A 25054-nucleotide genomic window follows, 5' to 3' on the forward strand; every position below is an offset into this window, starting at 1 on the left:
GTCGCGGGCGGACGGGATGCGCGGCGGGAGCGCCGCGACGAGCGCCCTCAGGCTACCGGGCGACCGCATCCCGGTTTTGACATTCGTTCTCAGCAAGATGAGAATGATCGTCATGAGCATTCCGGCCGCCGCACACGCGTCGCACCGGGTGCCCACCCGCGGCGAGCGTCCCCCCTCGCGCCGCGGGGCCGGCGCGAGCCGCCGCGGCCGAGCGCGGTCGTGGGCGGCCGCGCTGGTTGTCGCCGTCGCCGCGCCGTTCGCGCTGGCCGGCTGCGCGCAGAGCGCGCAGGCCGACGACGGCCACCTCCAGGTGATGACGTCGTTCTACCCCCTGCAGTTCGTCGCCGAGCAGGTCGGTGGCGACCTCGTCCACGTGCGGTCGCTGACGCCGCCGGGGGCCGAGCCGCACGACGTCGAGCTGTCGCCGCGGCAGGTGTCGCAGCTCGAGACGGCCGACCTCGTCGTGTACCAGTCGGGCTTCCAGGCGGCGGTCGACGACGCGGTCGAGCAGGTCCGGCCGAAGCGCGTCGTCGACGCGTCCGCGCACGTCCACCTCATGACGGTCGACGAGGAGCACCGCCACGGCGCGCGGTCCGGCGACGACGCCGACCACGAGGCGGACGACGAGTCGCACGACGCCCACGTGGGCGTCGACCCGCACTTCTGGCTCGACCCGGACCGTCTGCGCCCGGTCGTCGACGCCGTGGCCGACCAGCTCGCCGCCGCCGACCCCGCCTCCGCCGAGACGTTCCGCACCCACGCGGCCGCGCTGGACGCGCAGCTGGCCGACCTGACCCGCGCGTTCACGACCGGGCTCGAGACGTGCCGCACACGCACGTTCGTCACGTCGCACGAGGCGTTCGGGTACCTCGCGGAGCGCTTCGACCTCGTCCAGGTCGGCATCTCCGGCCTCGACCCCGAGTCCGACCCGTCGCCCGCGCGCCTCGCCGAGGTGGGGCGCCTCGTGAAGGATCAAGGCATCACGACGATCTTCTACGAGACGCTCGTGAGCCCGAAGGTGGCCAAGACGCTGGCCTCCGAGCTCGGCGTCACGGCCGAGGTGCTCGACCCGATCGAAGGGATCACGACCACGGGCGACGACTACTTCTCTGTCCAGCACCGCAACCTCGACGCCCTCCGCGGCGCGCTGGGGTGCTCGTGAGCGCCCTGGCCGGCGGCCCGACCACCGGCGCCGCGCGGACCGCTGATCTCGACGGCGCCGCCGTGCCGACGATCGCCGCCGAGGACGTCTCGGTCGTGATCGGCGGCCAGCCGATCCTGTCCCACGTGTCGGTGACGGTGGCGCCCGGAGAGGTGCTCGCGCTGCTCGGTGCGAACGGGTCGGGCAAGTCGACGCTCGTGCGCGCGCTGCTCGGCGTCATGCCCGCGACGTCCGGGACGGTCCGGCTCTTCGGCGCCCCGCTGGGGCCCACCGTGCCGTGGGACCGCGTGGGCTACGTGCCGCAGCGGCTGCCCGCGGCGTCGGGCGTGCCCGCGACCGCGCTCGAGGTCGTGACGTCGGGGCTGCTGCACGGGCGGCGGCTCCGACCGCCCCGCGGGGCGCGCGCCCGGGCACTCGCCGCGCTCGAGTCCGTGAGCCTCGCCGACCACGCGCACCGGCGCGTGCAGGAGATGTCCGGCGGCCAGCAGCAGCGCGTGCTCATCGCACGGGCGCTGGTCAGCGACCCCGACCTGCTCGTGCTCGACGAGCCCACCACGGGCATCGACGTGCCGACGCAGGCCACGTTCGTCGACACCGTCGCGCGGCTGCACGACGCCGGCACGAGCGTCGTCGTGATCCTGCACGAGATCGGCGCGTTCGCACCGCTGATCGACCGCGCCGTCGTGCTGCGGCACGGCCGCGTCGTGCACGACGGCCCCCCGCCGGCCGCGCGGGCCGACCACGCCGGCGCGCACCACGTGCACGAGCACGCCCACCCCGACCCCGAGCCGCCGCCGACGGGGCCGACCCTGAACGTGGAGGTGCCATGAGCCCGGTCGTGGAGATGCTGACCTCGCCGCTCATGCAGCGGGCTCTCGTCGCCGCCGTGCTGGTCGGTGCCTGCGCGCCCATCGTGGGCACGTTCCTGGTGCAGCGGCGCATGGCGCTCATGGGCGACGGCATCGGGCACGTGGCTCTGACGGGCGTCGCGCTCGGCTGGCTCGTCGGCAGCTGGGCCGGCGTCGTGCCCAACGACGCCCTCGCCGTCCCGGGCGCTGTCGTGGCAGCCGTGGTCGGGTCGCTGGTCATGGAGCTCGTCCGCGAGCGCGGCCGGACGTCGGGCGACCTCGCGCTCGCGCTGATGTTCTACGGCGGGATCGCGGGCGGCGTGCTGCTCATCAAGGTCGCGGGCGGCACGAACGCCAACCTGATCAGCTACCTGTTCGGCTCGATCGCCACGGTCTCGGCGTCCGACGTCTGGCTGACGGTCGCGCTGGCCGCGGTGATCCTCGGCGTCGGCCTCGGGCTGCGCAGCGCGCTGTTCGCCGTGAGCCACGACGAGGAGTTTGCCCGTGCGTCGGGCCTGCCCGTGCGCGTGCTGTCGATGCTCGTCGCCGTGATCGCCGCGCTGACGGTGACGATCGCCATGCGCGTCGTCGGCCTGCTCCTGGTCAGCGCGCTGATGATCGTGCCGGTCGCCGTCTCGCAGCTGTACGCGCGCTCGTTCGCTCGGACGATGCTCGGCGCCTCGGTGGTCGGAGTGTCTGTCAGCCTCGTCGGGCTCGTCATCACGTACTGGTGGGACATCCCGCCGGGCGCGACGATCGTCGTCCTCGCGATCCTCGTCTACGGCGCCGCCGCGGCGCTCCGACCCGTGCTGCGCCACCCCGCCCCGGTGCACGACCCGCACCCCGAGGTGGTCGACGACGTGCTGCTCGCCGACGAGCCGGAGCTGGCCCGCGACTGAACGGCCCGCCTCAGCCCTGCGCGACGCAGAACTGGTTGCCGTCGGGGTCCGCGAGCACGACCCACGAGAACCCGCCCTCGTCGTGTGCCGCGACGTACGTCGCGCCATCGGCCACGAGGCGGTCGACCTCGGCTGCGCGGTCGGCAGCCATGAGGTCGAGGTGCTGACGGTTCTTGCCCGGTGTCGGGTCGCCGACCTTCTGGAAGCCGAGCCGGACGGCGCCGCCCTCGACCGTGACGAACCAGCCGTCCGCCTCGTCGCGGACCGCGCCACCGGTCTGCCGTGCCCACCACGCGGCGAGCGCGCGCGGGTCGAGCGAGTCGAACGTCACCATCTCGAGAGCCAGCGTCATGCCGGGCAGGCTAGCGGCGGCCACCGACAGCACCGGCGTCGCGCGCCCCGCCTCCAGTCCGCCCCGCGTTACTCCCCCGAGGGCTGGTCCACCGCGCCGCCGTAGCGCCGGTCGCGCCGCGCGTACTCCTCGACAGCGCGCCACAGGTGACGACGGTCGACGTCGGGCCACGGCTCGTCGAGGAACACGAGCTCCGCGTACGCGGCCTGCCAGATCATGAAGTTGCTGGTCCGCTGCTCGCCCGACGACCGCAGGAACAGGTCGACGTCCGGCAGGTCGGGCTCGTCGAGGTACTTCGCGACGAGCTTCTCGTTGACCTTGTCCGGCTTGATGCGGCCCGCGGCGACCTCACGCGCGATGGCCTGCGCGGCGTCGGCGATCTCCGCGCGCCCGCCGTAGTTGACGCACATCGTGAGCGTGCAGGTCGAGTTGCCCGCGGTCAGCCGCTCGGCCTCCTCGAGCTCCGAGATCACCGAGCGCCACAGCCGTGGCCGGCGGCCCGCCCAGCGCACGCGGACGCCCCAGCTGTTCATGAGGTCGCGGCGGCGGCGCAGCACGTCCCGGTTGAAGCCCATGAGGAAGCGCACCTCGTCGGGCGAGCGCGCCCAGTTCTCCGTCGAGAACGCGTAGGCCGACACGTACTCCACGCCGATCTCGATCGCGCCGGCGACGACGTCGAGCAGCGACGCCTCCCCCGCGCGGTGCCCCTCGGTGCGCGGCAGCCCGCGCGCGTTCGCCCACCGGCCGTTGCCGTCCATGACGACCGCGACGTGGCGCGGCACGAACTCCTTCGGGATGGCGGGCGGGCGCGCGCCGGACGGGTGCGGGTACGGGGGCTGCGGCACGCGCCCATTCTGCCCGGGGCCGCGTCAGACCTCGGGAGGCTCCCACCCGGCGAACCGGCGGGCGGTGTCGACCAGCTCGACGCGGTCCAGATCGTCGACCTCGCGCGGGCTGAACCACGCCGCCTCGTCGGTCGAGCCGTCGGCCTCGTCGGTCAGCTCGCCGCCCACCACGTGCGCGCGGTACACGATGCGCAACAGCTGCACCGGCTCGTCGGCAGTCGGCCGCTGGTCGGCCGGGATCACGATCGAGTCGACGCCGATCAGCTCGTCGAGCTCGACGGCGTACCCGGTCTCCTCGCGCACCTCGCGGACCGCGGCGTCGGCGGGGTGCTCGCCCGGCTCGAGGCCGCCGCCGGGGAGCGTCCACGCCGAGCGGCCCGGGCCGTCGTTCCAGTGCGCCAGCAGCATCGCCTCGTCGTCGCCGATCACCACCGCGTACGCCGCGACCCGGAGCTCCACGTCAGACCCTCTCGACGAGCGGCAACGAACGCAGCTGGCGCTCGAGGTGGAACTGGCAGAACGCGGCGACGAGCCCGTTGCCCTCGCCGCGGTGCCGCTCGGCGCTCGCGTCGGCTGTCGCCCAGTCCCCCGCGAGCAGGGCCGCGAGCAGCGCGAACGTCTCGGGCGCAGGTGCCGCGGACCCCGGCGGCCGGCACGCGGCGCAGACAGCGCCGCCGGACGCGACCGCGAACGCGTGGTGCGGGCCCGGCTCGCCGCAGCGCGCGCAGTCGGTGAAGCTCGGCGCCCAGCCGGCGACCGCGAGCGCGCGCAGCAGGTAGGAGTCGAGCACCAGGCCCGGGGCGTGCTCACGGCCCGCGAGCGCCCGGACGGCTCCGACGAGCAGCCAGTACTGCTGCAGCGCGGGCTCGTGCTCCGCCTCGACCAGCCGCTCGGCCGTCTCGAGCATCACGGTGCCCGCGGTGTACAGCGCGTAGTCCTCGCAGACGGGACGCCCGTAGGCGCCGAGCGTCTCGGCCTGCGTGACGATGTCGAGGTTGCGCCCGCTCGAGAGCTGCACGTCGACGTGCATGAACGGCTCGAGCCGCGACCCGAACCGCGACGTCGTGCGGCGCACTCCCTTGCCGACGGCGCGCACCTTGCCGTGCGAGCGCGTCAGGAGCGTGACGATGCGGTCGGCCTCCCCCAGCTTGTGGGTGCGCAGGACGATCGCCTCGTCGCGGTACAGGGGCACGCCGCCATTGTCCCCCGTGGCACCGACATCGCCCGCGGGCTCGCCGCCGGGCGCCGGGTGACGGACGTGCGGCGAGCGTGCGGTCCAGCCCGAACCTCTGGACCGCACGCTCGCGAGCGGTGCAGGCGCTGCCGCTGGAGTGGGTGGCGGCGCCGGTGTCGTGAGCCGCACGCGCCGGATCGGCGCGCACGGCACGGCGTGCGCGGACCGTGCACGGGTTCGCCGAGGCTCGGCCCGACGCGCCCGGTGCCCCACGGGGGTGGTGCAGGGACCGGGAAGTCGGGTGCGAGCAGCCTCAGCGCTCGTGCCGGTTGACCGCGGAGACGATCGCCTTGAGCGTCGCGGTCGTGATGGACGGGTCGATGCCGACACCCCAGAGGATCTCGTCGCCGATCGCGCACTCCACGTACGCCGCGGCGGTGGCGTCACCACCCGACGAGAGCGCGTGCTCCGCGTAGTCGAGCACCGCGACGTCGGACCCGATGCTGCGCAGCGCCTGCACGAACGCCGCGACGGGACCGTTGCCCGTGCCCTCGACGGTGCGCGGCTCACCGCGGTCCAGCAGGTCGACGGCGAGCGTGTCGGCGCCGGCCTCGACCGACGTCGAGCGCGTGCCGCGCAGCGCGAACCGGCCCCACGGGTCGAACGGGCTGCCCGGCTCGACCGGGAGGTACTCGTCGTTGAAGATCTGCCACAGGTCGTCGGCCGTCACCTCGGTGCCGAGCCGGTCGGTGTGCTTCTGGACGACCTGCGAGAACTCGATCTGCAGGCGACGCGGCAGGTCGAGGTCCTTCTCCGACTTCATCAGGTAGCTGATGCCGCCCTTACCGGACTGCGAGTTGACGCGGATGATCGCCTCGTAGCTGCGGCCCACGTCCTTCGGGTCGATCGGCAGGTAGGGCACCGCCCAGACGATGTCGTCGACGGACTTCCCCTCGGCGGCCGCGCGGACCTCCATCGACGCCAGACCCTTGTTGATGGCGTCCTGGTGCGAACCCGAGAACGCGGTGAAGACGAGGTCACCGCCGTACGGGTGCCGCTCGGGCACCGGCATCTGGTTGCAGCGCTCGACGACGCGGCGGATGTTGTCGATGTCCGAGAAGTCGATCTCGGGGTCGATGCCCTGGCTGAACAGGTTCATGCCGAGCGTCACCAGGCAGACGTTGCCGGTGCGCTCGCCGTTGCCGAACAGGCAGCCCTCGATGCGGTCCGCGCCGGCCAGGTAGCCCAGCTCGGCGGCGGCGACCGCGGTGCCGCGGTCGTTGTGCGGGTGCAGCGACAGGACCACGTTCTCGCGGTGGTGCAGGTGCCGGTTCATCCACTCGATCGAGTCGGCGTAGACGTTCGGCGTCGCCATCTCGACCGTCGCCGGCAGGTTGACGATCACCTTCTTGTCCGGCGTCGGGTTCCACTCGTCCAGCACGGCGTTGCAGATGCGGACCGCGAACTCCAGCTCGGTGCCCGTGTACGACTCGGGGCTGTACTCGTAGAACACCTCGGTGTCCGGGATCAGCTCCTCGTACTTCTTGCAGAACCGCGCGCCCGAGACCGCGATGTCGACGATGCCGTCCTCGTCCGAGCGGAACACGACCTCGCGCTGCAGGATCGACGTCGAGTTGTACAGGTGGACGATCGCCTGCTTGGCGCCCGCGATCGCCTCGTACGTGCGCTCGATCAGGTGCTCCCGCGCCTGCGTCAGGACCTGGATGACGACGTCGTCCGGGATCCGGTTCTCCTCGATCAGCTTCCGGACGAAGTCGAAGTCCGTCTGGGACGCCGACGGGAAGCCGACCTCGATCTCCTTGTAGCCCATCTGCACCAGCAGCTCGAACATCTCGAGCTTGCGCGCGGGGTTCATCGGCTCGATCAGGGCCTGGTTGCCGTCGCGCAGGTCGACGGCGCACCAGCGCGGTGCCTTCGTGATCGTCCTGCTCGGCCAGCTCCGGTCCGGCAGGTCGACCTTGATCTGCTCGTGGAACGGCCGGTACTTGTGGATCGGCATGGGCGACGGCTGCTGTGCGCTCGTCTCCAGGTAGCTCATCGGGGTTCGTCCTTCGGTCTCGGCGGGAATCAGCCGGCACACCGAACACCGCGACGAGGATCCGGCCTAGAAGGCCCCGCCGCGGCGACGAAGAAGGAGCGTGCGCCCGAACACGAGTGGAACCCTACCCTGCGGACGGCGCCCGGGCGCAAGCCGACGTCCGCTGCCGCCGCCGCCGCCGGCCGCCGGACGGACGCCGGGTCAGCCGTAGACAACGATCGAGTCGGCTGTCCGCGCGACGACATGACCTGCGGCGACGCCGACGCTCACGACGTGGCGCGGCAGCGCGACGGTCCATGCCGGCACGCCGTCCCCGAGGTGGAACGCCTCGAGCCGCAGCGCACCGGTGGGCGAGTCGCCCGGGCCCATGACGAGCGCGCCGTCGGACAGGGGCGGCCACGGCACGGGCTCCCCGAGCGCGACGGACCACAGCTCGCGGCCGTCGCGCGGGTCCAGCACGCCCCAGCGGTTGTCGCCTGCGACCACGAGCCGGTGCGACACGCGCGACACGAGGTCCATCACCTGCGGCTGCGACCAGAGCGCGTGGCCGTCGGCGGGGTCGAGGCCGCGCAGGGTCGTGCCCGAGTCGACCACGAGCAGGCGGCCCGTCGAGCCGTCGTCGGCCGCCGCGAGGGTCGGCGCGCCCGGCAGCCGGTACCGCAGGGTCCCGTCCAGCTTCGTGACGAGCCAGCCCGTGCCGATGTGCCACGTCGCGATGTCGCCGTCGACCGGCACCGCCCGGACGTTCTCGAGCGACGGCTCGTCGAGCAGCACCGCGCCGGTCGCCGCGTCGAGGACGAGCGTCCCCGCGCCGTGCACCACGAGCCATCGGCCGACGACCGTCACCGTGGTGGCCGGCGTCGCGCGCGCCAGGTCGAGCAGGTCGTCGCTGCGCACCGCCCAGCGCGTCGTGCCGCTCGCCGCCGCCCGGCGCTCCACGCCCAGGTAGCCGTCGTGGTCGTAGGTCACGAGCACGAGGTCGTCGTCGATGCGGGCGACGTCGAGCACCGCGTCGGTGGTCTGCCACCGCCCGAGCGCGCGGCCGTCGTCCGCGGCGAACGAGAGCGCGGTGGTGGGCGTGCCGGACCGACGGCCCGCGCCGGTCGCGTACAGGCTGCGCGCCGGGGTGACCACGCACGCGACGAGCGGTCCGACGTCCCCGCCGTCCGACGGGCAGAGCACCTCGGGACCCTCCGTGTCGCCGGTGGGTGCCTTGGCCAGCGGCCGCCTCCAGTGCTCGGCGCCCGAGGTCAGGTCGCGTGCAGCGAGGACGAGCTCGTCGCCGACCTGCGAGACGACAGCGAGCCGACCGTCGGCAGCCTCGACGCCGGACGTCGCCGACAACGCCGGCGCGGTCCACAGCGCGCGGGGCGGCCCGTCCAGCGGGCGGACCAGACCGGGGACGGCGGTGATGCGGCGCACGTACGCGCGGTCGTGCGCCGCGCCGATCTGCCACGCGGCGACCACGGCGCACACGGCCGCGACGACGACCAGCCACCAGCGGCGCGGCAGCCGACCGCGCCTCGCGCCGCCAGGCGTCGGGGGCACGGGACCGGGCGCGTCCGGCAGGCCGGCCTCGACGGCGAGCGGCTGTCCGGGCGCGACGGCATCGACCTCGTCGACCCGGACGAGCTGCATCCGTGCAGCCTGGCGTCGCTCCGCCATGGTCCGACTCTAGGCCAGGGATCACGGCGCGGGCGGCGATCCCGGGCCCCGGACCAGGCGCAGCGCGCAGTCGCCGAACACCACGACCGACCCGACGCGCAGCCGCACGCGCTGGTCGACGCCGCACCGCACCTGGCCGCCGTCGGGCAGCGTGACGACGGTCCCGTTCGTCGAGCCGCGGTCCGCGACCCAGACCCCGCCCGGCTCGACGCCGATCTGCAGGTGCGTCTTCGAGACCGAGCGGTTCGGGTCGTGCACGCGGATCGCGCGGACGTTCGTGCGGGCGACCGGGTTGCGGCCGACGAGGGCCGTGCGCTCGACGTAGAGCCGGCGGCCGTCGGAGAGCTCGATCTCGGCGGTCTCCGGGCCGGTGAACGGCAGCGTCTCCTCCGAGACGTCGTCGAGGCCGAGCGCGTCGGGCCGCGGCACCGCTCGGTGGGTGAGCTCGAGCTCCGGGTCGAGCGTCGACGGGGTGCCGGCCGACGCCGCGACAGGCGCCACCGCGGTGACCTGCTCGGCGACGGCTTGCACGGGTCCGGCGGCGCGCGCCGCGAGAGCAGCCGCTCCGGCCGGACCCGCAGCGTCGGGCGCCGCCGCGCCCGGCGTCGGGACGTCCGGCGCGAAGCCGGCCGGTGCGGAGCCGGCCGGCGCGGACGCGGCGCGCACGACCGGGATCGCACGGGTGTCCAGGTCGGGCCCGCTGCGCTGCGGGGCCAGCGGGGCGAGCCGCAGCGAGCCCGTCACGGCCGGCATCTCGTGCTGCGCCGACGCCGACCACGGGCGGAGCGCGGGCACGTCGGTCGGCGCGAGCACCGAGCTGGCCCAGGCCGGCACGGGCGCCGCGGGCGTCCCGGCAGTCACCTCGTCGGGCACGTCCGGCGCCAAGGAGGTCGAGCCACCGACCGCGACGCCGCCCACCGCGCGCGCGGCTCGCGTCGGAGCAGGGTCGTCCGCCGCACCGGGCCGCAGCGCGCGCGCGTCGAGCACCTCGTCACGCGCCGCCCGGTCGTGCCAGCCGCGCCGCCTGCCGGTCGGGTCGACGAGCGGCGACGCCAGCACCAGGAAGGCGCCGACCAGGCACGCGAGCGCGCCGGCCGCGACGACCAGACCGCGTACCAGCACGCGGCCCATCCCGATCGGCCTGCGCGTCTCGGCGTCGACGGTCCGGATGTCCGTGAGCAGCCGACCGAACGTCCAGCCCCGCCGACCGTGCAGCACCCACTGCACGACCGCGAGCACGACGCCGAGCCCGCCCGCGGCCGCGAGCACCCCGACGGGCAGCGCGTCCCCGTCCGCGGGTCGCACCACGAGCGCCACCCAGCCACTCGCGGCGAACGCGAGGACGAGGTCGACCACGAACGCACCGACGCGGCGCGGGTAGGACGCGAGGTCCGCCTCGGACGCCGGGCGTCCCGGCCGCGGCGCGTGGTCCACGGCCGGCGCGTAGAGGTCGTCGGCCGCGGTGCGCGGGTCTCGGGCGTGCTGCGGATCGGTCATCGTGTTCCTCGGCGGACGTGCGGTTCAGCGGGTCGGCGGGCGCCACGGGGCGCGCGGACGGGTGCGGCGGTCGGCCGCGGCCGGGCGGCCCGACGGCGCAGCGACGCCGTCGACAGCCGGGCGCGCACGCGGCGGCGCCAGCGCACGGAGCGCGACATCGCGGACAGCGCCGCATCGACGTCGGCCCAGTACGCCCGGGTCTCGGCGTCGCTCGGCGTGCCCGGGGCGAAGACGGCGCGGTCGGCGGCGCGGGCGAGCGCGTCCACGCGGGTCGCGACGCCGGCGCGCGCGGGCGCGTCCGCGAACGCCGTGGCCAGTGCGCGGGCGGCCTCGACGCGCGTCGCCGTGGGGGGTACCGGGCGGCGCAGGTCGCGCGCGCGGTCCAGCACCTCGGCGTACCCCCCGGCGACGCGCGCCACGGGGTCGCGGTCACGGCGCCGCCGGCGCCGGCGCCGGGCCTTGAGCAGGCCGATCACGACGAAGGGAAGCGCGACGACCGCCAGCGGGACCGCGACCGCCCCCGCGACCGTCGCGACGGTGCGCCAGCGGTCGTCGGCCGAGTCGGCCCGCGGCGGAGCGTCGGTCTGCGGCTGCTCGGTGTCGACGTCGGGCGGCTTGACCGCGGCCGGGGGCACGGGCGGCGGCTGGACGACCTGCGGGTCGGGCTCGGCGGGCTTGGGCTTCTGCTGCTGCTGCGGCGTCTGCTGCGCGGGGGGCGTCGCGTCGAACGGGACCCAGCCGTAGCCGACGAAGTCGACCTCGACCCAGGCCTGGACGTCCCGGCCCTTGACGGCGACGGCGCCGCTCGCGGCCTTGCCGTCCGACGTCGAGCCCGCCGCCTTGTCCGACGGCGTCCCCGAGCCGGGCACGAAGCCGAGCACCACGCGCGCCGGCAGGCCCATCGCGCGGGCCATCAGCGCCATCGCCGAGGCGTACTGCTCGCCGTCGCCGACCATCACGTCGGAGCCGAGCAGCGTCGTCATGCGGTCGGCGCCGTGGCCCGAGAGCGACGGGAAGTCGCCGCGCGTCGTGATGCCGTGGCTGAAGTACCCCTGCGTCGACAGCCAGGTGGCGAGCGTGCGTGCGACCTGGACCGGGGTACCCGCGTCGCGCGCGACGTCGGCGGCCGTCACGGAGACGCTCTGCGGCGCGCCGTCCGGGTCGCGCAGCGTGACCTTGGCCAACCGCGCCTTGGCGAGCGTGGTGTCGTCCGGCACGGGCGGCACGACGACGTCGACCGAGTACGCGTCGCCGGGGTGGACGCCCGACGTGAGGACCGCCCCGCCGGTCGCGTCGTTGTAGCGCAGGTCTGCAGCGTCCGCGGCCGCGAGGTGGAACGAGCGCGCGTCGCCGACCGTCGGCAGCCAGACGCCGGTGAGCTTGTCGATCGTGACCCGGACGCGGGCGGCCGTTCCCCGCGCCGTCGTGCCCGTCGTCGCGCCGACGCGGCGGAACTCGCCCGACGCGGCCGACCCGTCACCCGACACGTTCCAGACGACGCCGTCGTACCGGTCCATCGTCGCGAGCCGGATGCGCCCACCGGCCGGCAGGCCGGACACGGTGAACAGCGTCTCGTCGTCGTCCTTGACGAACGCGCGGAACGCCGACAGCGGGCTCGGGTAGGCCGACGGGTCGAAGGGCGGCACGACCTCGTCGCGCACCACGTACCGGGGGGTCGAGCCGACCGCGACCGGGCCGCCCAGCGCGGCCGCGCCGAGCCCGACGAGCACGACCAGCCCGGTCGCGACCACGCGTCTCGCCCGCAGCGTCCCCGCGCGCCACGCCGCCCAGCCGAGCAGCAGGGCGGCCTCCACGACGCCCGTCAGCCGCGGCGCGGGGTGCGGCCACCGGGTCCCGAGCACGATCACGGCCACCGTCCCGGCTACCGGGACGAGCGCGGCGAGCGTCGCGACCTGCGGGTGGCGTACGCGCAGCGCGATCGACAGCGCGGCAGCCGCGCCGACGAGCGCGAGCAGGTAGGCGGGGACGAGCACCGCGCCGGACGAGCCGAGCGGGGTCGTGAGCGTGACGACCTGCTTCCAGCCCGACGTCGCGCCCGTGACCAGCGCGCGCGCCGTCTGCGCCGTGGGCACGACCCCCGCGACGGTGGTCGCCGGGACGGCGAGCGCTCCCCCGCCGAGGACGCCCACCACGAGGAGGAGCGCGACGGTCGTCGCCGCCGACCAGCGCCGTGCCGCGCCCGCCGCGGCGACGCCGGCGCCGAGCAGGAGCCCGCCGACGAGCGCAGGCAGCGCCGTGGCTCCGCCGTAGACGCCGAGCAGAGGGGCGAGCGCGAACCCGAGCGCCGTGAGCAGGCACAGCGCGTCGACAGCACCCTGCCGGACGCCGCGGCGGGCGGGGCGTCGCGCGGCGCGGCGCGTCACGGGAGGCGCCGTCCGGGGCGTCGGCGCGATCGTGGTGCTCATCCGGTCGCCCGCCGCAGCAGCCGGGGCAGGTCGGCGAGGGTGCCGAGCGTCGCGAGGCTGAGCGACCCCTGCGTGCGCACCTCGACGTCGGCGCCGCGCGCGCACCGCACGACGAGCACACGCGTGCCCGCCGGCACGTGGCGGGCGCCGAGCCGCAGGTCCGCGTCCGAGGGCCCCGAGCCGGTGACGAGCACCGCGACGGACGCGCCTGCGGCCTCGCGCGCGACGCGGCGGCCGAGCAGCACGACGCCCGCGTCGCCCGCCGCGAGCGCGAGGCCCGAGCAGTCGTCGAGCAGGCGGGGGGGCGTGTCGACCCGGAGCGCACCGGGACCCGCCAGGACGGCCAGCTCGCGCTCGTCGCGCAGGGTCTGGACGCCGATCGACGCGACCGCGCTGACCGCGAGCTCGAACTCGTCGTCGTCGGTGTAGTCGGCGGGGCTCGTCGCGAGCGCGAGCGCCGTCAGGGTGCGGCGCGTGTCCTCGAACTGCTTGACCATCAGGCGGTCGTGCCGCGCCGAGCTCCGCCAGTGGATGTTGCGCCGGTCGTCGCCCGCGACGTAGTCGCGCAGCGCGTGGAACGACATGTCGGACTCCGACAGGTCGCGCGTGGCCTGCCCCTCGAGGTCGCGCAGCAGGCCCGCGTTCGCGCCCGCGAGCCCGACCAGCGCCGGGTGCACGAACAGCTCGACGGGCTGCGTCCAGCGCACCGACCGGCGCACGAGCCCGAGCGGGTCGCCGCGGACCGAGCGCACGGGCCCGACCACGATCACCGCGCGGCGCGAGGTGGGGATCGAGAAGAGCTCGTCGTGGCTCGCGCCCGGCGCCAGGCTCGGCACCGCGAGCTCCGCCACGCTCGCGCCCACCGGCAGCTCGACGCGCGACGGCAGCGCGCGCCGGCGCGCCGCGTTCCGGATCTCGAGGCCACCCGTCGCGCGGTCCCCGACGCGCACGCGGTGGTCCGCGAGGTCGAGGTCGACGGCGTACCGCGCCCGGCCGATCGTCATGAGCAGCGCGACGACACACACGGCCGCGCACGCGGCGCCGACCGCCGCGAGCTCGAGCCAGCCGAGCCGCCGGCCCACGACGAGGCCGAGGACCGCGACGACCGCGGTCCCCCAGCCGAGCGGGGTGATGCGCATCAGACCGTCCGCAGCACCGGCGGCGCGACCTGGTCGAGCAGGCGGTCGAGCACGTCGAGGCTCGTGACGCCCGCGAACTCCGCCTCGACGTCGAGCACGAGCCGGTGCGCGAGCACGGGCTGTGCGAGCTCCTTCACGTCGTCCGGCGTCACGTACTCGCGCCCCGCCGCGGCGGCCCACACCTTGGCGCAGCGGACCAGCGCGAGACCGCCGCGCACGCTCGCGCCGAGCGAGGTCTGCGCGTCGTCGCGCGTCGCCTCGAGCAGCCGCGCGACGTAGTCGAGCACCACCGGGTCGACGTGCACGGCCTGCGCGAGGTCAGCCATGGTGCCGACGACCTCGGTCGTGATGCGCGGGGTGAGGCCGGCGGTCCGGTCGCGTGCGCCGCCGAGGATCTCGATCGACGACGCGCGGTCCGGGTACCCGAGGCTCGTCTTGACCAGGAAGCGGTCGAGCTGCGCCTCCGGGAGGCGGTACGTGCCCGCCTGCTCGATCGGGTTCTGCGTGGCGATGACCATGAACGGCCGACCGACCGGGTGCGCCACGCCGTCGACCGTGACGTTGCCCTCCTCCATGACCTCGAGCAGCGCGGCCTGGGTCTTCGGCGAGGCCCGGTTGATCTCGTCCGCCAGCACGACCGACGCGAAGATCGGCCCCGGGTGGAACTCGAACGTGCGGCTGCCCTGGTCGTAGATCGTCACGCCGGTGACGTCGCTCGGCAGGAGGTCGGGCGTGAACTGGATGCGGCTGTGCGTGCCCTGCACGGTCGCGGCGAGCGCCTTCGCGAGGCTGGTCTTGCCGGTGCCGGGCGCGTCCTCGAGCAGCACGTGGCCCTCGGCCACCAGCGCCGTGAGCACGAGCCGGACGGGCTTCTCCTTGCCGAGCACGGCGCGCCCGACGTTGCTGACGAGCGCGCCGAACGTCTCGGCGAACCAGACGGACTGCTCGGGGGTCATGGGGGTCCTTTCGGGGGTGGCCGGTCGAGTCGCGGGTGGTGGGGGCTGCTCAGCCGCCACCCGGGCCCGCCGCGGGGTCCGAGATCGTCACGGTCAGGGCGGTCGACGTGCCGCGCGCGCTCGCGCCCACGTCGTTGGACGCGCGGATGGCGACCGTGATCGTGTGGTCGCCGGGGGTCGGGTTCGGCCCGAGCACCTTGTCGATCGCGACGGGTGCGGTCGGCGCGTCCTGCCACGCCGTCCACGCGCCGCCGTCGACCTGCCACTGCACGTCGTGGCCGGTGATCGGCAGGCCGCCGGTGTCGGTGGGGTCGGTCCACGCGACCGTCAGCTGCGTCGGGTCCGTCGCCTGGTCGGGGGTCAGCGTGACGTCGGTCACGGCGCCGGGCGCCGAGCCCCAGGTCCCGATCGTGCGCGTCGCCTTGCCGGCGTCGCTCGTGAGGGTGGTGCCCGACACGACGGTGGTCGCCGTGACGCTCACCGTGACGGCGGTGCCGCCGACGGGCCAGTTCCAGCCGCTCACGTCGATGCCCGGCACCGACGTGTCGGTGGTCGTTCCCGACCTGGAACCGCCCTTGCCCGTGACGGTCCAGGTGTACGACACGGGCGCCGAGGAGCCCGGCGCCGGCGCGGACCAGGCGATGTCGAGCGCGCGCGGCCGCCCGGACGGGGCGGTGTCCGACACCACCGGGTCGGACACGTTCGGCGTGCCCGGCGGTGTCGTCGCCGTCGCGGACGCCGGGTCGCTCCAGCCGCTGACGTAGCCGGCGTCGCCCCCGCCACCCGCGTTCTGCGCCTGCACGACGAAGACGTAGCTCTGACCGCCGGTCAGGTGGTCGGCGGTGTAGCTCGTCCCGCGCACGGTGACCGGGTCGCCGCCGTTGATCCGCACGTGGTACTCGGCGATCGGCGAGCCGTTGCCGTCCGACGGTGACCAGCTGACGTCGATCGCGCCCGCGCCGACGCGCGCGACGGCCGACACGTTCTCCGGCGTCGTCGGGGCACCGAACGTCGTGGCGTCCACGGTCGCCGCGGGCCCCCAGTCCGCGCGGTTCCGGGCGCGCACCGCGAAGTGGTATCCCACGCCGTTGCGCGCGTCGAGCAGCGCGTACGACGTCGTCGCGGTACCGTCGAACGTCTTGACGAGGCTCGAGCCGTTGCCGGTGATCGTCAGCTCGTAGCCGGAGATCGCGGCGCCGTTGTCCGCGGGCTGCGTCCACGACACGGAGATCTGGCCGCCGAGCGGCGTGCTGGCGCGCTGCGCGACGAGGTCGCCCGGTGCGTCCGGCGGCGCGGCCGGCGTCTCCTGCGCGGCCGGCGACCACTCGCTCGGGTCGGGCGCGCGGTTGTGGGCCCGCACCTGGACCGCGTAGCGCGTGCCGTTCGCGAGGCCCTCGAACGTGTAGGACGTCGACGTCGTGTCGACGGTCGACGGCCCGGACGGCGGGGCGGGCGTGATCATCAGCGTGTAGCCCGTCACCGGCGACCCGCTGGAGTGCGGCGCGACCCACGACGCCTCGATGCGCCGGTCGCCGAACCGGAGCGTCGGTGCCGCCGGCGCGTCGGGCACGGTGTCGGGCCGCGCGCTGCCCGACGGCAGGCTCGGGTCCGACGTGCCGACCGCGTTCCGCGCGGCGACGGTGAACGTGTAGTCCACGTCGTTCGTCAGGCCGGTGATCGTGCACGTCGTGGCGGGGCACTGCTGGACGACGTGGCCCGGGCTCGCCACCACCTCGTAGCCCGTGATCGCCGCGCCCCGGTTGTCGGGCGCGACCCAGGACAGCACGACCGACCGGTCGCCCACCGAGACCACCTGCGGGGCGTCGGGCTGCGCGGGCTTGCCACGCACGACGACCGTGATCCGGCCCTCGACGGCGCGGTCGGGGTCGCCCGTGACGTCGCGGACCGTGAACCGCGTGACCATCTGGCCGATGAAGCCGACGGCGGGCCGGACCGAGACGGTGCTGCCCGTGACGCCGGCCGTGCCGGCGTCGGGTGTCTCGACGGCGGCGCCCACGACGAGGAGCGGCTGCCCCGGGAACGGGTTGTACGCGCCCTCGAGCACCGCGACCGTGCGCGCGACCCCCTCGACGCCGTCGGCGATGGTCGTGTCGACCACGCGCGCGGTGGGCCGCGTGCTGGCCACCACGCGCAGCGGCACGCTGACGTCGAGGTGGCCGGAGGTGCCGTAGCCGATCCGGAGGTCGACCGAGTCGGTGCGGCCCTTGGGCGTGCTGACGGCGGCGCCGACCGACAGGACGCTCCCCTTGAGCGACGCGGTGAAGCCTGCCGGCACGGCGGACGACACGGTGTACGTGTACGCCGCGGCGGCACCCGTCGCGCCCTCGGGCCCGTGCGTGAACGCGCGCAGGTCGACCGCGAGGGGCTCCTCCCCCGGCGCCACGTCGATCACCGAGGCGTCGAACGCGGGCGGGTGGTCGTCGACCGCGAAGACGGTGATGGGCAGCGTGATGACCGCGGTGTGCGCCGTGGAGTCGCCCGCCGACCGCGCGTCGGTGACGGGCACCGTGATCGACGCGGGCCCGGCGTACCCGGCGGCCGACGTGAACTGCAGCTGCGTCGAGCTCTTGACCAGCGACGAGCCGTCGGACCGCGTCGCCGTGACGCCGACCGGGTCGGCGACCGACGGGCTGCGGCCGGGCGCGACCTGGATCTGCTCGTCCAGCGAGATGACGAGCGGCTGGCCCGACGCGACGCGCAGCTCGGGCGCCTTCGGCCGCGGCGTGGGCGGGAAGAACCCGAGCGCCGGGACGGTGATGAACGCGTACGACGACGCCTTGCCGCCCGGCGAGGTCGTGTTCGTGAGCAGGAACGGCACCGTCTGCGCGTGGTCCGCGAGGGTCACGACGACCTTGCCGGTCGCGTCGACGCGCGCGACCGCGGCGAACGCCGCGGGAACGGACGCCTGCAGGTCGGACAGGGGGCCGCTCGGGTTCTGCGCGACCGCGAGGACGTCGACGACGACCTCGGTCCGGTCGATCGTCTCGGTCGCGGGCACGACGACGTCGCGCGCGATCGGCGGCAGGACGGGCGCGTCGGACACGACCTTCACGGTGAGCACCGCCGAGTCGTGGCCACCGCGCTCGTCGCGCGCGGTGTAGGCGATCTGGATCGTGCCGTCCTTGCTGGGCGCGTGGACGACGATCCGGCGGCCCTCGACGTGCGCGTCGGTGCCCTGCGGCATCTCGAGCGACGCGTCGAGCGAGAGGTCCGCGCCGCTCGAGTCGACGTCGTTGGCGAGCACCCGGACCTCGACCGTCTGGTCGGGCTTGACGGTCACCTCGTCGTCGCGCGCCACGACCGAGGAGGCCGACGTCGGTCGCGGGGCGATGCCGATGCGCACCGTCGCGACCGCGCGCTGGCCGGTCCAGTCCTCGACCGCGTACGTGAACGCGTCGGTGCCGACCGCGTCGGCGTACGCTTCGAACTCGAGCCAGTCGGCGCCCTGGTCGACGACGCGGCCCTGCTTCGGCGCCGACGCCTGGCCGAGCAGCGTGACGCCGTCGCCGTCGGAGTCGATGCCGACGAGCGGCACCGAGACGCGCACCGTGTCGCCCGCGAACACGCGCGCCGTGAGGTCCTTCGGCCGTGGCGGCGCCTTGGTGGACGCGTCCGACGCGTGCACGTGCACCGTCACCTGGGCCGCGGTCCGGTTGCCCGTCGAGTCGATGACCTCGAACGTCGCGCGCACCGTCCCGGGCGTCCCGGACGCCTGGTAGCGCAGCACGTCGCCCGACACGAACATCAGGCCGACCGGCGGCGGCTCGGGCAGCTGCGTCTCGAGCGCGATGTCGTCGCCGTCGGGGTCGTACGCGGTGTCGAGCACCGGGATCGTGACGACACCGCCCGTGCGCACCTCCGCGTCGACGTTCGGCACGACGGGCGCCTGCGAGGACGAGCGCGGCGGGACCGGGTGCACGACGATCTCGCCGACCGCGCTCGCCTGGCCGTTCGAGATCGTGTAGCTCAGCGAGACCGGCCCGTCGAGCGTCCGCTCGCCGCGGATCTGCACGAGGTCGTGGTCGATCACCGCGACCTTGAGGCCGGACCCGGACGGCACCGCGACGTCCTGCACGACGAGCACGTTGCCCGCGGGGTCCGAGTCGTTGGCGAGCGGGTCGATCGTCACCTGGCCGCCCGACGGCAGGAACGCGGCGTCGCGCACCGCGACCGGGGGCTCGGCCTTGTCGGGCCACGGCAGCACGTCGATCCGCGCGAGGCCGGTGGCCTGCTGCGGCGCCGCGACGACGAGGAACGAGACGTAGTACGTGCCGGCACGCGCGGACGCGAAGCTGAAGGTGCCGCCCTGCAGGTCGGGCGTGATCGTCGCGCCCGCCGCGTCGTCGACGCTCGCGAGCCGCGGCGGCTCGGCCGAGCTGCTCCGCACGGCGTCGAGCGGCCGCACCTGCACCGGCTGGTTGACGTACGTGACGGCGTGCACGGGGTCGATGTGCGGCGCGAGCGAGCCCGCCGGCCGCACCTCGACGTCGAGCGTGCCGGTCGTCTTCTCGGTGCCGTCGGAGACCTCGAGCGTCACCGTGGTCCGGCCCAGCCGCGCGGACGCGCCCGCGACGAACGTCAACGACCCGTCCTGCTTGAACCGCACGGTGCCGGCCGCGCCACCCGCCGCGAGGCGCGCGCCGGTGAGCAGCAGGTCGTCGCCGTCGGGGTCGGTGAAGTCGGCGAGCACGTTCTGCTCGGCCTGGCCGCCCTGCTCGACGCGCAGCAGCCCGGTCCGCACCTGCTTGGGCGGGCGGTTGCCCGCCGGCGTGGCGACCAGGTGCACGTGGGCGGTCGACGGCGTCGAGCCGCGGCCGTCGGTGATCGTGTAGGTGAAGTCGGCGGAGCCGGTGGCGCCGGCCGCGACCTCGACCTGGAGCGCGCGGCCGCCGTAGATCTTCTCGATCGTGCCGAAGTCGGGGTCGAGCTGGTCGAACTGGGAGACCACGAGGATGCCGCAGTCGGACGTCGAGTCGTCGTCGAGGACCGGCAGGATCGTGGTGCGGCCGGGACGCACGCCGAACTCGTCGTCGGCGGCCGTGGGCGGCGCCTGCTCGTGCGTGCACTCGGTGACGAGGTCCTGCGTGGTGTCGGTCGTGTCCTTCTGCTGGTCGTCCTCGTCCGGCGTGTCCTCGGGCACGATGTCGTCCCAGTTGGGCACGCGCGCCTTCGCGTCTTGCGTCGGCAGCCACACGCGGCCCTGCACCGTGTCGTTCAACGCCACGACGTTGCGGTTGACGCGGAACCGCAGGTGCTCGGAGCTCGTCATGCCCTGCAGGTCGACGACCTTGGTGCGGCCGTCGCACAGGCTCAGGTAGGAACCGGTCGCGGCGGCCCACGCGGCGTGCGTGCACGACCCGACCTGCACCGGCTGGGCCGGCGTGCCGCCGGCACCGCGCGTCCGGTGGCTGACCACGGCGCCGCCGCCGAGCGGCACCTCGAGCAGCGCCGTCCGGCTCGCGACGAGCACGCGCGACGACGCGGGACCTGGCTGCTGGAGCTGCAGGTCGTCGCCCTCGAGCTCGACCGCGCCGTGCGGCGTGCGCAGCGTGCTGCCGCTGAGCGTCACCGGCACGTCGCCGACCGCGGTGAGCTGGTCGACCGGCCCGGCGCCCAGCGACCCGGCCGCGACCGGCGTGCCGCCCGCCACCATGCGCGTCACCCGGCCGTCGGCGGGCGCGACGCCCAGCACGGTGCCGTCGCGCGCCACGACGGCCTTGCCGCCCTCGCCGAGCGCGACGTCGCCCGCGTCGGTCCCGACCTGCAGGCCCGCGAGCCCCGCGAGCCTCCGGACGTACAGGTCTCCGGCGGGGTCGACGATCGCGACCGTGCCGGCGGCCATCGACGGCGTCACGTTCGAGACCGCGACCTGCGTGGTCGTGGTGACCGTCGCCGGGTCGACCACCGACAGCGTGGTGGGCTCGACGAGGAGCACGTCACCGCCGTCCTGCAGCACGTCGAACTGGTTCCCGGTCGTGACGATGCCGCCGTTGAGCTCCTCGACCTGCGCGTTGAAGCGGCCCAGCTTGAGCTGCGCGGTCGCGGTGAGCCAGACGCCGCCGTCATTGAGGTCGACGCGCGCGAGCGGGAAGCCCCGGCCGACGATCGCGAGCGCGGCGACGACCACCGGGATGGTGACGACCGCCGCCGTGCTCGTGACGCGCCGGCGCACGGACTCCCCGCGCCACCTCATGCCGTGCAGCCCTCCGTCGGGCGCACCGACTCGCGCCGGTCCGCCCGCACGATCGAGACCTCGATGCACACCTGGCCCGACGCCTGCGCTGCCGGCACGGTGACGGTCGTCGTCCCGACGAGCGCGAGCGTCGGCTCGCCGGTCGCCTGGCGGACACCCCACACGTACTGGTCGCCCTGCTGCGGGTCCGGGTTGGTCCAGCGGAACACGACCGACCCGTCGGCCTGGCGGGCGCCGGCGAGCTCCGTCGGGCTCGGGACCGCGCCCCCGACCGTGGGCGGCGGCGCGGGCGCGAGCGCCGTCGTCGTCGGCCCGGCGTCCGCCGAGCCCGAGCCCTGCGCCGCCACGGCGATCGCGCCGCCCGCGGCGGCGAGCACGACGACGCCGGCCACCACCCCGGCCACGACGCGACCGCGGCCCGACGGGGCCGCCTCGACCTCGTCCTCGACCTCGGCCGGCACCTCGAAGCGCGGACCGGGACCGGCCGGCGGCGCCTCGGGCGTCACCTGCACCGCGCCGCGCACGCGCGTCCGGTCGTCGTCGACGGGTGCCCCGGTGGGCGCGACCGGGTCGACCGCGACGATGCCACGCAGGCGCGTCGCATCGGGGTGGTCGGCACGCTCGGCGGCGGCGGGCGGCGCGGGCTCGTCCGTGAGGTCGAGCGGCGTCACGGGCACCCGGAGCTCGGCCTCGACCTGCTGGAACGCGCGGCCCAGCGCCGCGGCCGACGGGAAGCGCCGCGCGGGGTGCTTCGCCATCGCGCGCTCGAGCACCTGCTGGAGGCTCGCGGGCACGTCGGCTCGGCCGGTCGGCGGCAGCGCGGCGCGCTCGATGCGCGCGACGAGCTGCTGCGCGGTGTTCTGCCCGCCGGGAAGCTCGAACGGCGTGCGACCCGCGAGCAGCGAGTAGACCGTGGCGGCGAGCGAGTACACGTCGGAGCGCGCGTCGCCGGTGGGGTGCTCTCCCAGCAGCTCGGGCGGCGACCACGGGATCGACATGCCGACGGTCGCGGCGCCGTCCGGGCCCGTCGTCGCGGCGATGCCGAAGTCGGTGAGCGCCGGCCAGCCGAAGTCGGTGGTCAGGACGTTCGCCGGCTTGATGTCGCGGTGCAGGATGCCCGCGCGGTGGGCGGTCTCGACGGCCGACGCGAGCCGGATGCCGATGCGCAGCGCCTCGGCGACGGCGATCCGCTCGGTGCGGTACCGCTCCGCGAGGCCGGGCCGCGAGCAGTACTCCATGACGAGGTACGGCCGCCCGTCGGCCGCGATGTCCGCCTGGTACACGGTGACGATCGACGGGTGGTGCGAGAGCTGCGCCATGAGGTTCGCCTCGGTGCGGAACCGGCGCCGCACGTCGTCGTCCATGCTCCCCGCGAGCAGCACCTTGACCGCGACCTCGCGACGCGGGAGGTCCTGGCGGTACAGGAAGACGTCGGCGAAGCCGCCGAGGCCGAGCAGGCGGACGTGCTCGTGGCCCGGCAGCGCCGGTGGTGCGGAGGGCTCGCGGCGTGCGGTCACGTGCCTCGCTCCACGGTGAACGTCACGCCGTCGCCGAGGTCCACCACCTCGCCGGCCTCGACGACGCTCGGCTCGCCCGGGTGGAGACGACGCGCACCCTGCCCCGGCCGCGCCACGTGCACGCCGTTCGTGGAGTCCAGGTCGGTGACGAGCACGACGTCGCCGTCCGACCGCACCTCGGCGTGCGTGCGCGAGATGTCCTGCTGCGGGCTCGGCACGGTGACGAGCCGCGGCAGCTCGCTGTTCGTCACGCGCGCGACCTGCGGCGCGCGCCCGACGAGCACGGCCCGGTCGAGCTCGACGACGACGCCCGTCGACAGGACGATGCGCGCCGGCGCCGCCGCCGGCGTCGGCACGGTGAATGCCGAGCGCGCGTCGTCGGCCGCCCACGCGGGCAGCTGGTCGCGGATCGAGGCGAGGTCGGCCGACATGATCGTCATGCCGTCGTGGTCGTCGGGCGAGGCGCCCTCCACCGTGACCGGCGCCTGCAGCAGCGCCTCGGCGGCGGCCACCACGTCCGCCGGCTCGGGGTCGGGCGTCGCGTGCGTCGGGAACCAGGGCACCACCGGCGGGGCGTCGTACGCGTCGGCGCGCAGGTCGGGCGCGTCCGTCACCGCCGCGGCACCGACCGGCTCGGACGGATCGGCACCGCCGCCCGGCCGCGCCGCGTCGTCGGGCTCCTCGTCCTCGAGCGGCTCGAGCGCGACGAGCGCGTGGTCCATGCGCTCCGGCTCGACGTAGCCGCCCTCGGCGGGCTCGGCCTCGTCCGGCTCGGCGGCCGGGGCGTCGAGGCCGGCCGCGACGTCAGCGGCGACGGGCGCCTCGTCGGCGACGAACCCCACGCGCACGGCCGAGGCACGCACGACGCCCTCCGCGATCGGCAGCTCGGCGCCGGGCACGGCACCGGGCGTGCGCACGACTACTCCCGGCGCGTCGTCGACGACGCGCTCGCTCCACGTGCTCACCTCGCCGGGGATCAGCACCTCGGCTCCGACCTCGACCTCGACGTCACCGCGCAGCGCGACGTGCAGCCGTCGCCGGTCGACGGCGACGATCGCGAACGGCGGCAGTCCCTCGAAGCCCTCGCGCGCGAGCAGCGCGAGCACGCCGAGCACACCCGCGTCGGTGGCCGCCCACACCGCGCGCACCGTCGCCTGCGGCACCTGCGGGCCGAGCAGCGCGACGAAGCCCGGACGGACCACGGCGGTCCAGTCCCCGGCGGAGTACTCGGGCACGGTCATGGCGCGTTCCCCTCGATCGTGTCGGCGGGTGGTTCGGTGCGGCGCGCGCGAGGCACGGTCGCGCCGTTGAGCATCTCGTCCCAGAGGTGGGGCCCGAGGTCGGCACCGAGACGCGGCACGGTGATGTGCGCGTCGTCGTTCGCCCCGATGGTCGTGGCGACGTCGACCACGACGACGCTGACGTTGTCGCGCCCGCCCCGGTCGAGCGCGAGCCCCACGAGCCGCGTCGCGGCCTCCTGCGGGTCCGCCACGTCCGCCAGCACCGCACCCAGCTCGGCGTCACCGACGTCCCGCGTCAGGCCGTCCGTGCAGATCAGCAGCCGGTCCGTGCGGCCCGCGGGCAGCAGCCAGTAGTCGGGCTCGTGCGCCTCGCCGGTGCCGAGCGCGCGTGTCAGCACGTGCCGCTCGGGGTGTGACGCCACCTCCGCGGGGTCGATCGCGCCCTGGTCGAGCAGCTCCTGGACGACGGAGTGGTCGACGCTGACGCGCTCGAGACCCTCCTCGTTCCAGCGGTACACGCGCGAGTCGCCGACGTTGAACACGAGCCAGTAGGACCCGCCGTCGTGCTCGGTCACCGCGACGCCCGCGACGGTCGTGCCGCCCTGCCGGCCGCCGGTGAACTCGCCGCGGATCCGGGTCGCGGTCCGCGCGAAGCACGCGTGGACGTCGTCGGCGCTCGCCGCGGCCTGACCGGCCAGCTGCGCGAACTCCTCGACGGCGATCCGGCTCGCCAGGTCGCCGGCGTCGTGGCCGCCCATGCCGTCGGCGACCAGGAAGACCGGCGGGTACGCGAGGAGCGCGTCCTCGTTCACCTCGCGGACCAGGCCACGGTCGGTCGCCGAGCCCCACGACGTGCGCACACGGCCCCCTCGCCTCGACTCGTTGCCGGAGGACAGGCGTCCCCCGGTGGACATCGGCGCACATCGTGCCCGACTTGAGGCGACGTTGGCGAAGACGCCCGACCTGTGGGCGCCGCGCGACTGCCCTGCGGGCCGGGCGTCGCGCCTCGCCGGGACCGCCCGCGGCCGCCGGAAAGCCGTTGTCCGCCGCCTGCCGCGGC

At 75.3% G+C, this 25054-nt stretch carries 17 protein-coding genes; 3 read left to right on the plus strand and 14 right to left on the minus strand.

Annotation, left to right across the window (positions count from 1 at the left end; all coding sequences use genetic code 11):
- The first annotated feature begins 112 nt into the window (after nt 1–112).
- The 3 genes from QRT04_RS02315 (at nt 113) to QRT04_RS02325 (ending at nt 2909) form a co-directional block, all read left to right on the plus strand.
- Nucleotides 113–1162: a metal ABC transporter substrate-binding protein gene (locus QRT04_RS02315; RefSeq protein WP_289453271.1), complete on the plus strand. Its 1050-nt coding sequence runs from the start codon at nt 113–115 to the stop codon at nt 1160–1162.
- A gap of 62 nt (nt 1163–1224) precedes the next feature.
- Nucleotides 1225–1992: a metal ABC transporter ATP-binding protein gene (locus tag QRT04_RS02320; RefSeq protein WP_289455683.1), complete on the plus strand. Its 768-nt coding sequence runs from the start codon at nt 1225–1227 to the stop codon at nt 1990–1992.
- Complete coding sequence (locus QRT04_RS02325) at nt 1989–2909, plus strand: metal ABC transporter permease (RefSeq protein WP_289453272.1); 921 nt, start codon at nt 1989–1991, stop codon at nt 2907–2909. The genes QRT04_RS02320 and QRT04_RS02325 overlap by 4 nt, the downstream gene beginning before the upstream one ends.
- A gap of 10 nt (nt 2910–2919) precedes the next feature.
- On the opposite strand, the gene QRT04_RS02330 is transcribed toward QRT04_RS02325, so the two are convergent.
- From QRT04_RS02330 to QRT04_RS02395, 14 genes are all read right to left on the minus strand, one after another.
- Nucleotides 2920–3261 carry a VOC family protein gene (locus QRT04_RS02330; protein WP_289453273.1) on the minus strand — a complete coding sequence of 114 codons (342 nt, stop codon included), beginning with the start codon at nt 3259–3261 and terminating at the stop codon, nt 2920–2922.
- A gap of 68 nt (nt 3262–3329) precedes the next feature.
- Nucleotides 3330–4106 (minus strand): isoprenyl transferase, encoded by a 777-nt coding sequence (locus QRT04_RS02335; RefSeq protein WP_289453274.1) that lies wholly within the window; start codon nt 4104–4106, stop codon nt 3330–3332.
- Between the two features lie 24 nt (nt 4107–4130).
- Complete coding sequence (locus tag QRT04_RS02340; protein WP_289453275.1) at nt 4131–4565, minus strand: NUDIX hydrolase; 435 nt, start codon at nt 4563–4565, stop codon at nt 4131–4133.
- 1 nt (nt 4566) lies between these two features.
- Nucleotides 4567–5298: a DNA repair protein RecO gene (recO, locus tag QRT04_RS02345; protein WP_289453276.1), complete on the minus strand. Its 732-nt coding sequence runs from the start codon at nt 5296–5298 to the stop codon at nt 4567–4569.
- Between the two features lie 295 nt (nt 5299–5593).
- On the minus strand, nt 5594–7339 hold the full coding sequence (gene leuA / locus QRT04_RS02350) for a 2-isopropylmalate synthase (protein ID WP_289453278.1): 1746 nt from the start codon (nt 7337–7339) through the stop codon (nt 5594–5596).
- A gap of 201 nt (nt 7340–7540) precedes the next feature.
- Nucleotides 7541–9004 (minus strand): outer membrane protein assembly factor BamB family protein, encoded by a 1464-nt coding sequence (locus QRT04_RS02355; RefSeq protein ID WP_289453279.1) that lies wholly within the window; start codon nt 9002–9004, stop codon nt 7541–7543.
- 21 nt (nt 9005–9025) lie between these two features.
- Entirely contained in the window at nt 9026–10501 is a 1476-nt protein-coding gene (locus QRT04_RS02360) for an RDD family protein (RefSeq protein WP_289453280.1), read from the minus strand.
- Nucleotides 10498–12927 (minus strand): transglutaminase-like domain-containing protein, encoded by a 2430-nt coding sequence (locus tag QRT04_RS02365; protein WP_289453281.1) that lies wholly within the window; start codon nt 12925–12927, stop codon nt 10498–10500. The genes QRT04_RS02360 and QRT04_RS02365 overlap by 4 nt, the downstream gene beginning before the upstream one ends.
- Complete coding sequence (locus QRT04_RS02370; RefSeq protein ID WP_289453282.1) at nt 12924–14066, minus strand: DUF58 domain-containing protein; 1143 nt, start codon at nt 14064–14066, stop codon at nt 12924–12926. The genes QRT04_RS02365 and QRT04_RS02370 overlap by 4 nt, the downstream gene beginning before the upstream one ends.
- Nucleotides 14066–15022 carry an AAA family ATPase gene (locus QRT04_RS02375; RefSeq protein WP_289453283.1) on the minus strand — a complete coding sequence of 319 codons (957 nt, stop codon included), beginning with the start codon at nt 15020–15022 and terminating at the stop codon, nt 14066–14068. Before QRT04_RS02375 ends, QRT04_RS02370 begins: the two co-directional genes overlap by 1 nt.
- A gap of 49 nt (nt 15023–15071) precedes the next feature.
- The gene (locus tag QRT04_RS02380; protein ID WP_289453284.1) at nt 15072–21236 is read right to left on the minus strand and encodes a fibronectin type III domain-containing protein; all 6165 of its coding nucleotides are present in this window, start codon (nt 21234–21236) and stop codon (nt 15072–15074) included.
- Nucleotides 21233–22753, minus strand: a complete 1521-nt coding sequence (locus QRT04_RS02385; RefSeq protein ID WP_289453285.1) for a serine/threonine-protein kinase — start codon at nt 22751–22753, stop codon at nt 21233–21235. The genes QRT04_RS02380 and QRT04_RS02385 overlap by 4 nt, the downstream gene beginning before the upstream one ends.
- Nucleotides 22750–23994, minus strand: a complete 1245-nt coding sequence (locus tag QRT04_RS02390; RefSeq protein ID WP_289453286.1) for an FHA domain-containing protein — start codon at nt 23992–23994, stop codon at nt 22750–22752. The genes QRT04_RS02385 and QRT04_RS02390 overlap by 4 nt, the downstream gene beginning before the upstream one ends.
- Nucleotides 23991–24854, minus strand: a complete 864-nt coding sequence (locus tag QRT04_RS02395) for a PP2C family protein-serine/threonine phosphatase (protein ID WP_289453287.1) — start codon at nt 24852–24854, stop codon at nt 23991–23993. Before QRT04_RS02395 ends, QRT04_RS02390 begins: the two co-directional genes overlap by 4 nt.
- Nucleotides 24855–25054 lie beyond the last annotated feature (200 nt).

The organism is Cellulomonas alba, from assembly GCF_030362835.1.
GTDB classification, from domain to species: Bacteria; Actinomycetota; Actinomycetes; order Actinomycetales; family Cellulomonadaceae; genus Cellulomonas; species Cellulomonas alba.

What these genes read in the sequence shown, in the direction of transcription:
- QRT04_RS02315 (WP_289453271.1), top strand. Translation starts at nt 113, where the DNA reads ATGAGCATTCCGGCCGCCGCACACGCGTCGCACCGGGTGCCCACCCGC.
- QRT04_RS02325 (WP_289453272.1), top strand. Translation starts at nt 1,989, where the DNA reads ATGAGCCCGGTCGTGGAGATGCTGACCTCGCCGCTCATGCAGCGGGCT.
- QRT04_RS02330 (WP_289453273.1), bottom strand. Translation starts at nt 3,261, where the DNA reads ATGACGCTGGCTCTCGAGATGGTGACGTTCGACTCGCTCGACCCGCGC.
- leuA (WP_289453278.1), bottom strand. Translation starts at nt 7,339, where the DNA reads ATGAGCTACCTGGAGACGAGCGCACAGCAGCCGTCGCCCATGCCGATC.
- QRT04_RS02355 (WP_289453279.1), bottom strand. Translation starts at nt 9,004, where the DNA reads ATGGCGGAGCGACGCCAGGCTGCACGGATGCAGCTCGTCCGGGTCGAC.
- QRT04_RS02360 (WP_289453280.1), bottom strand. Translation starts at nt 10,501, where the DNA reads ATGACCGATCCGCAGCACGCCCGAGACCCGCGCACCGCGGCCGACGAC.
- QRT04_RS02365 (WP_289453281.1), bottom strand. Translation starts at nt 12,927, where the DNA reads ATGAGCACCACGATCGCGCCGACGCCCCGGACGGCGCCTCCCGTGACG.
- QRT04_RS02370 (WP_289453282.1), bottom strand. Translation starts at nt 14,066, where the DNA reads ATGCGCATCACCCCGCTCGGCTGGGGGACCGCGGTCGTCGCGGTCCTC.
- QRT04_RS02375 (WP_289453283.1), bottom strand. Translation starts at nt 15,022, where the DNA reads ATGACCCCCGAGCAGTCCGTCTGGTTCGCCGAGACGTTCGGCGCGCTC.
- QRT04_RS02380 (WP_289453284.1), bottom strand. Translation starts at nt 21,236, where the DNA reads ATGAGGTGGCGCGGGGAGTCCGTGCGCCGGCGCGTCACGAGCACGGCG.
- QRT04_RS02390 (WP_289453286.1), bottom strand. Translation starts at nt 23,994, where the DNA reads ATGACCGTGCCCGAGTACTCCGCCGGGGACTGGACCGCCGTGGTCCGT.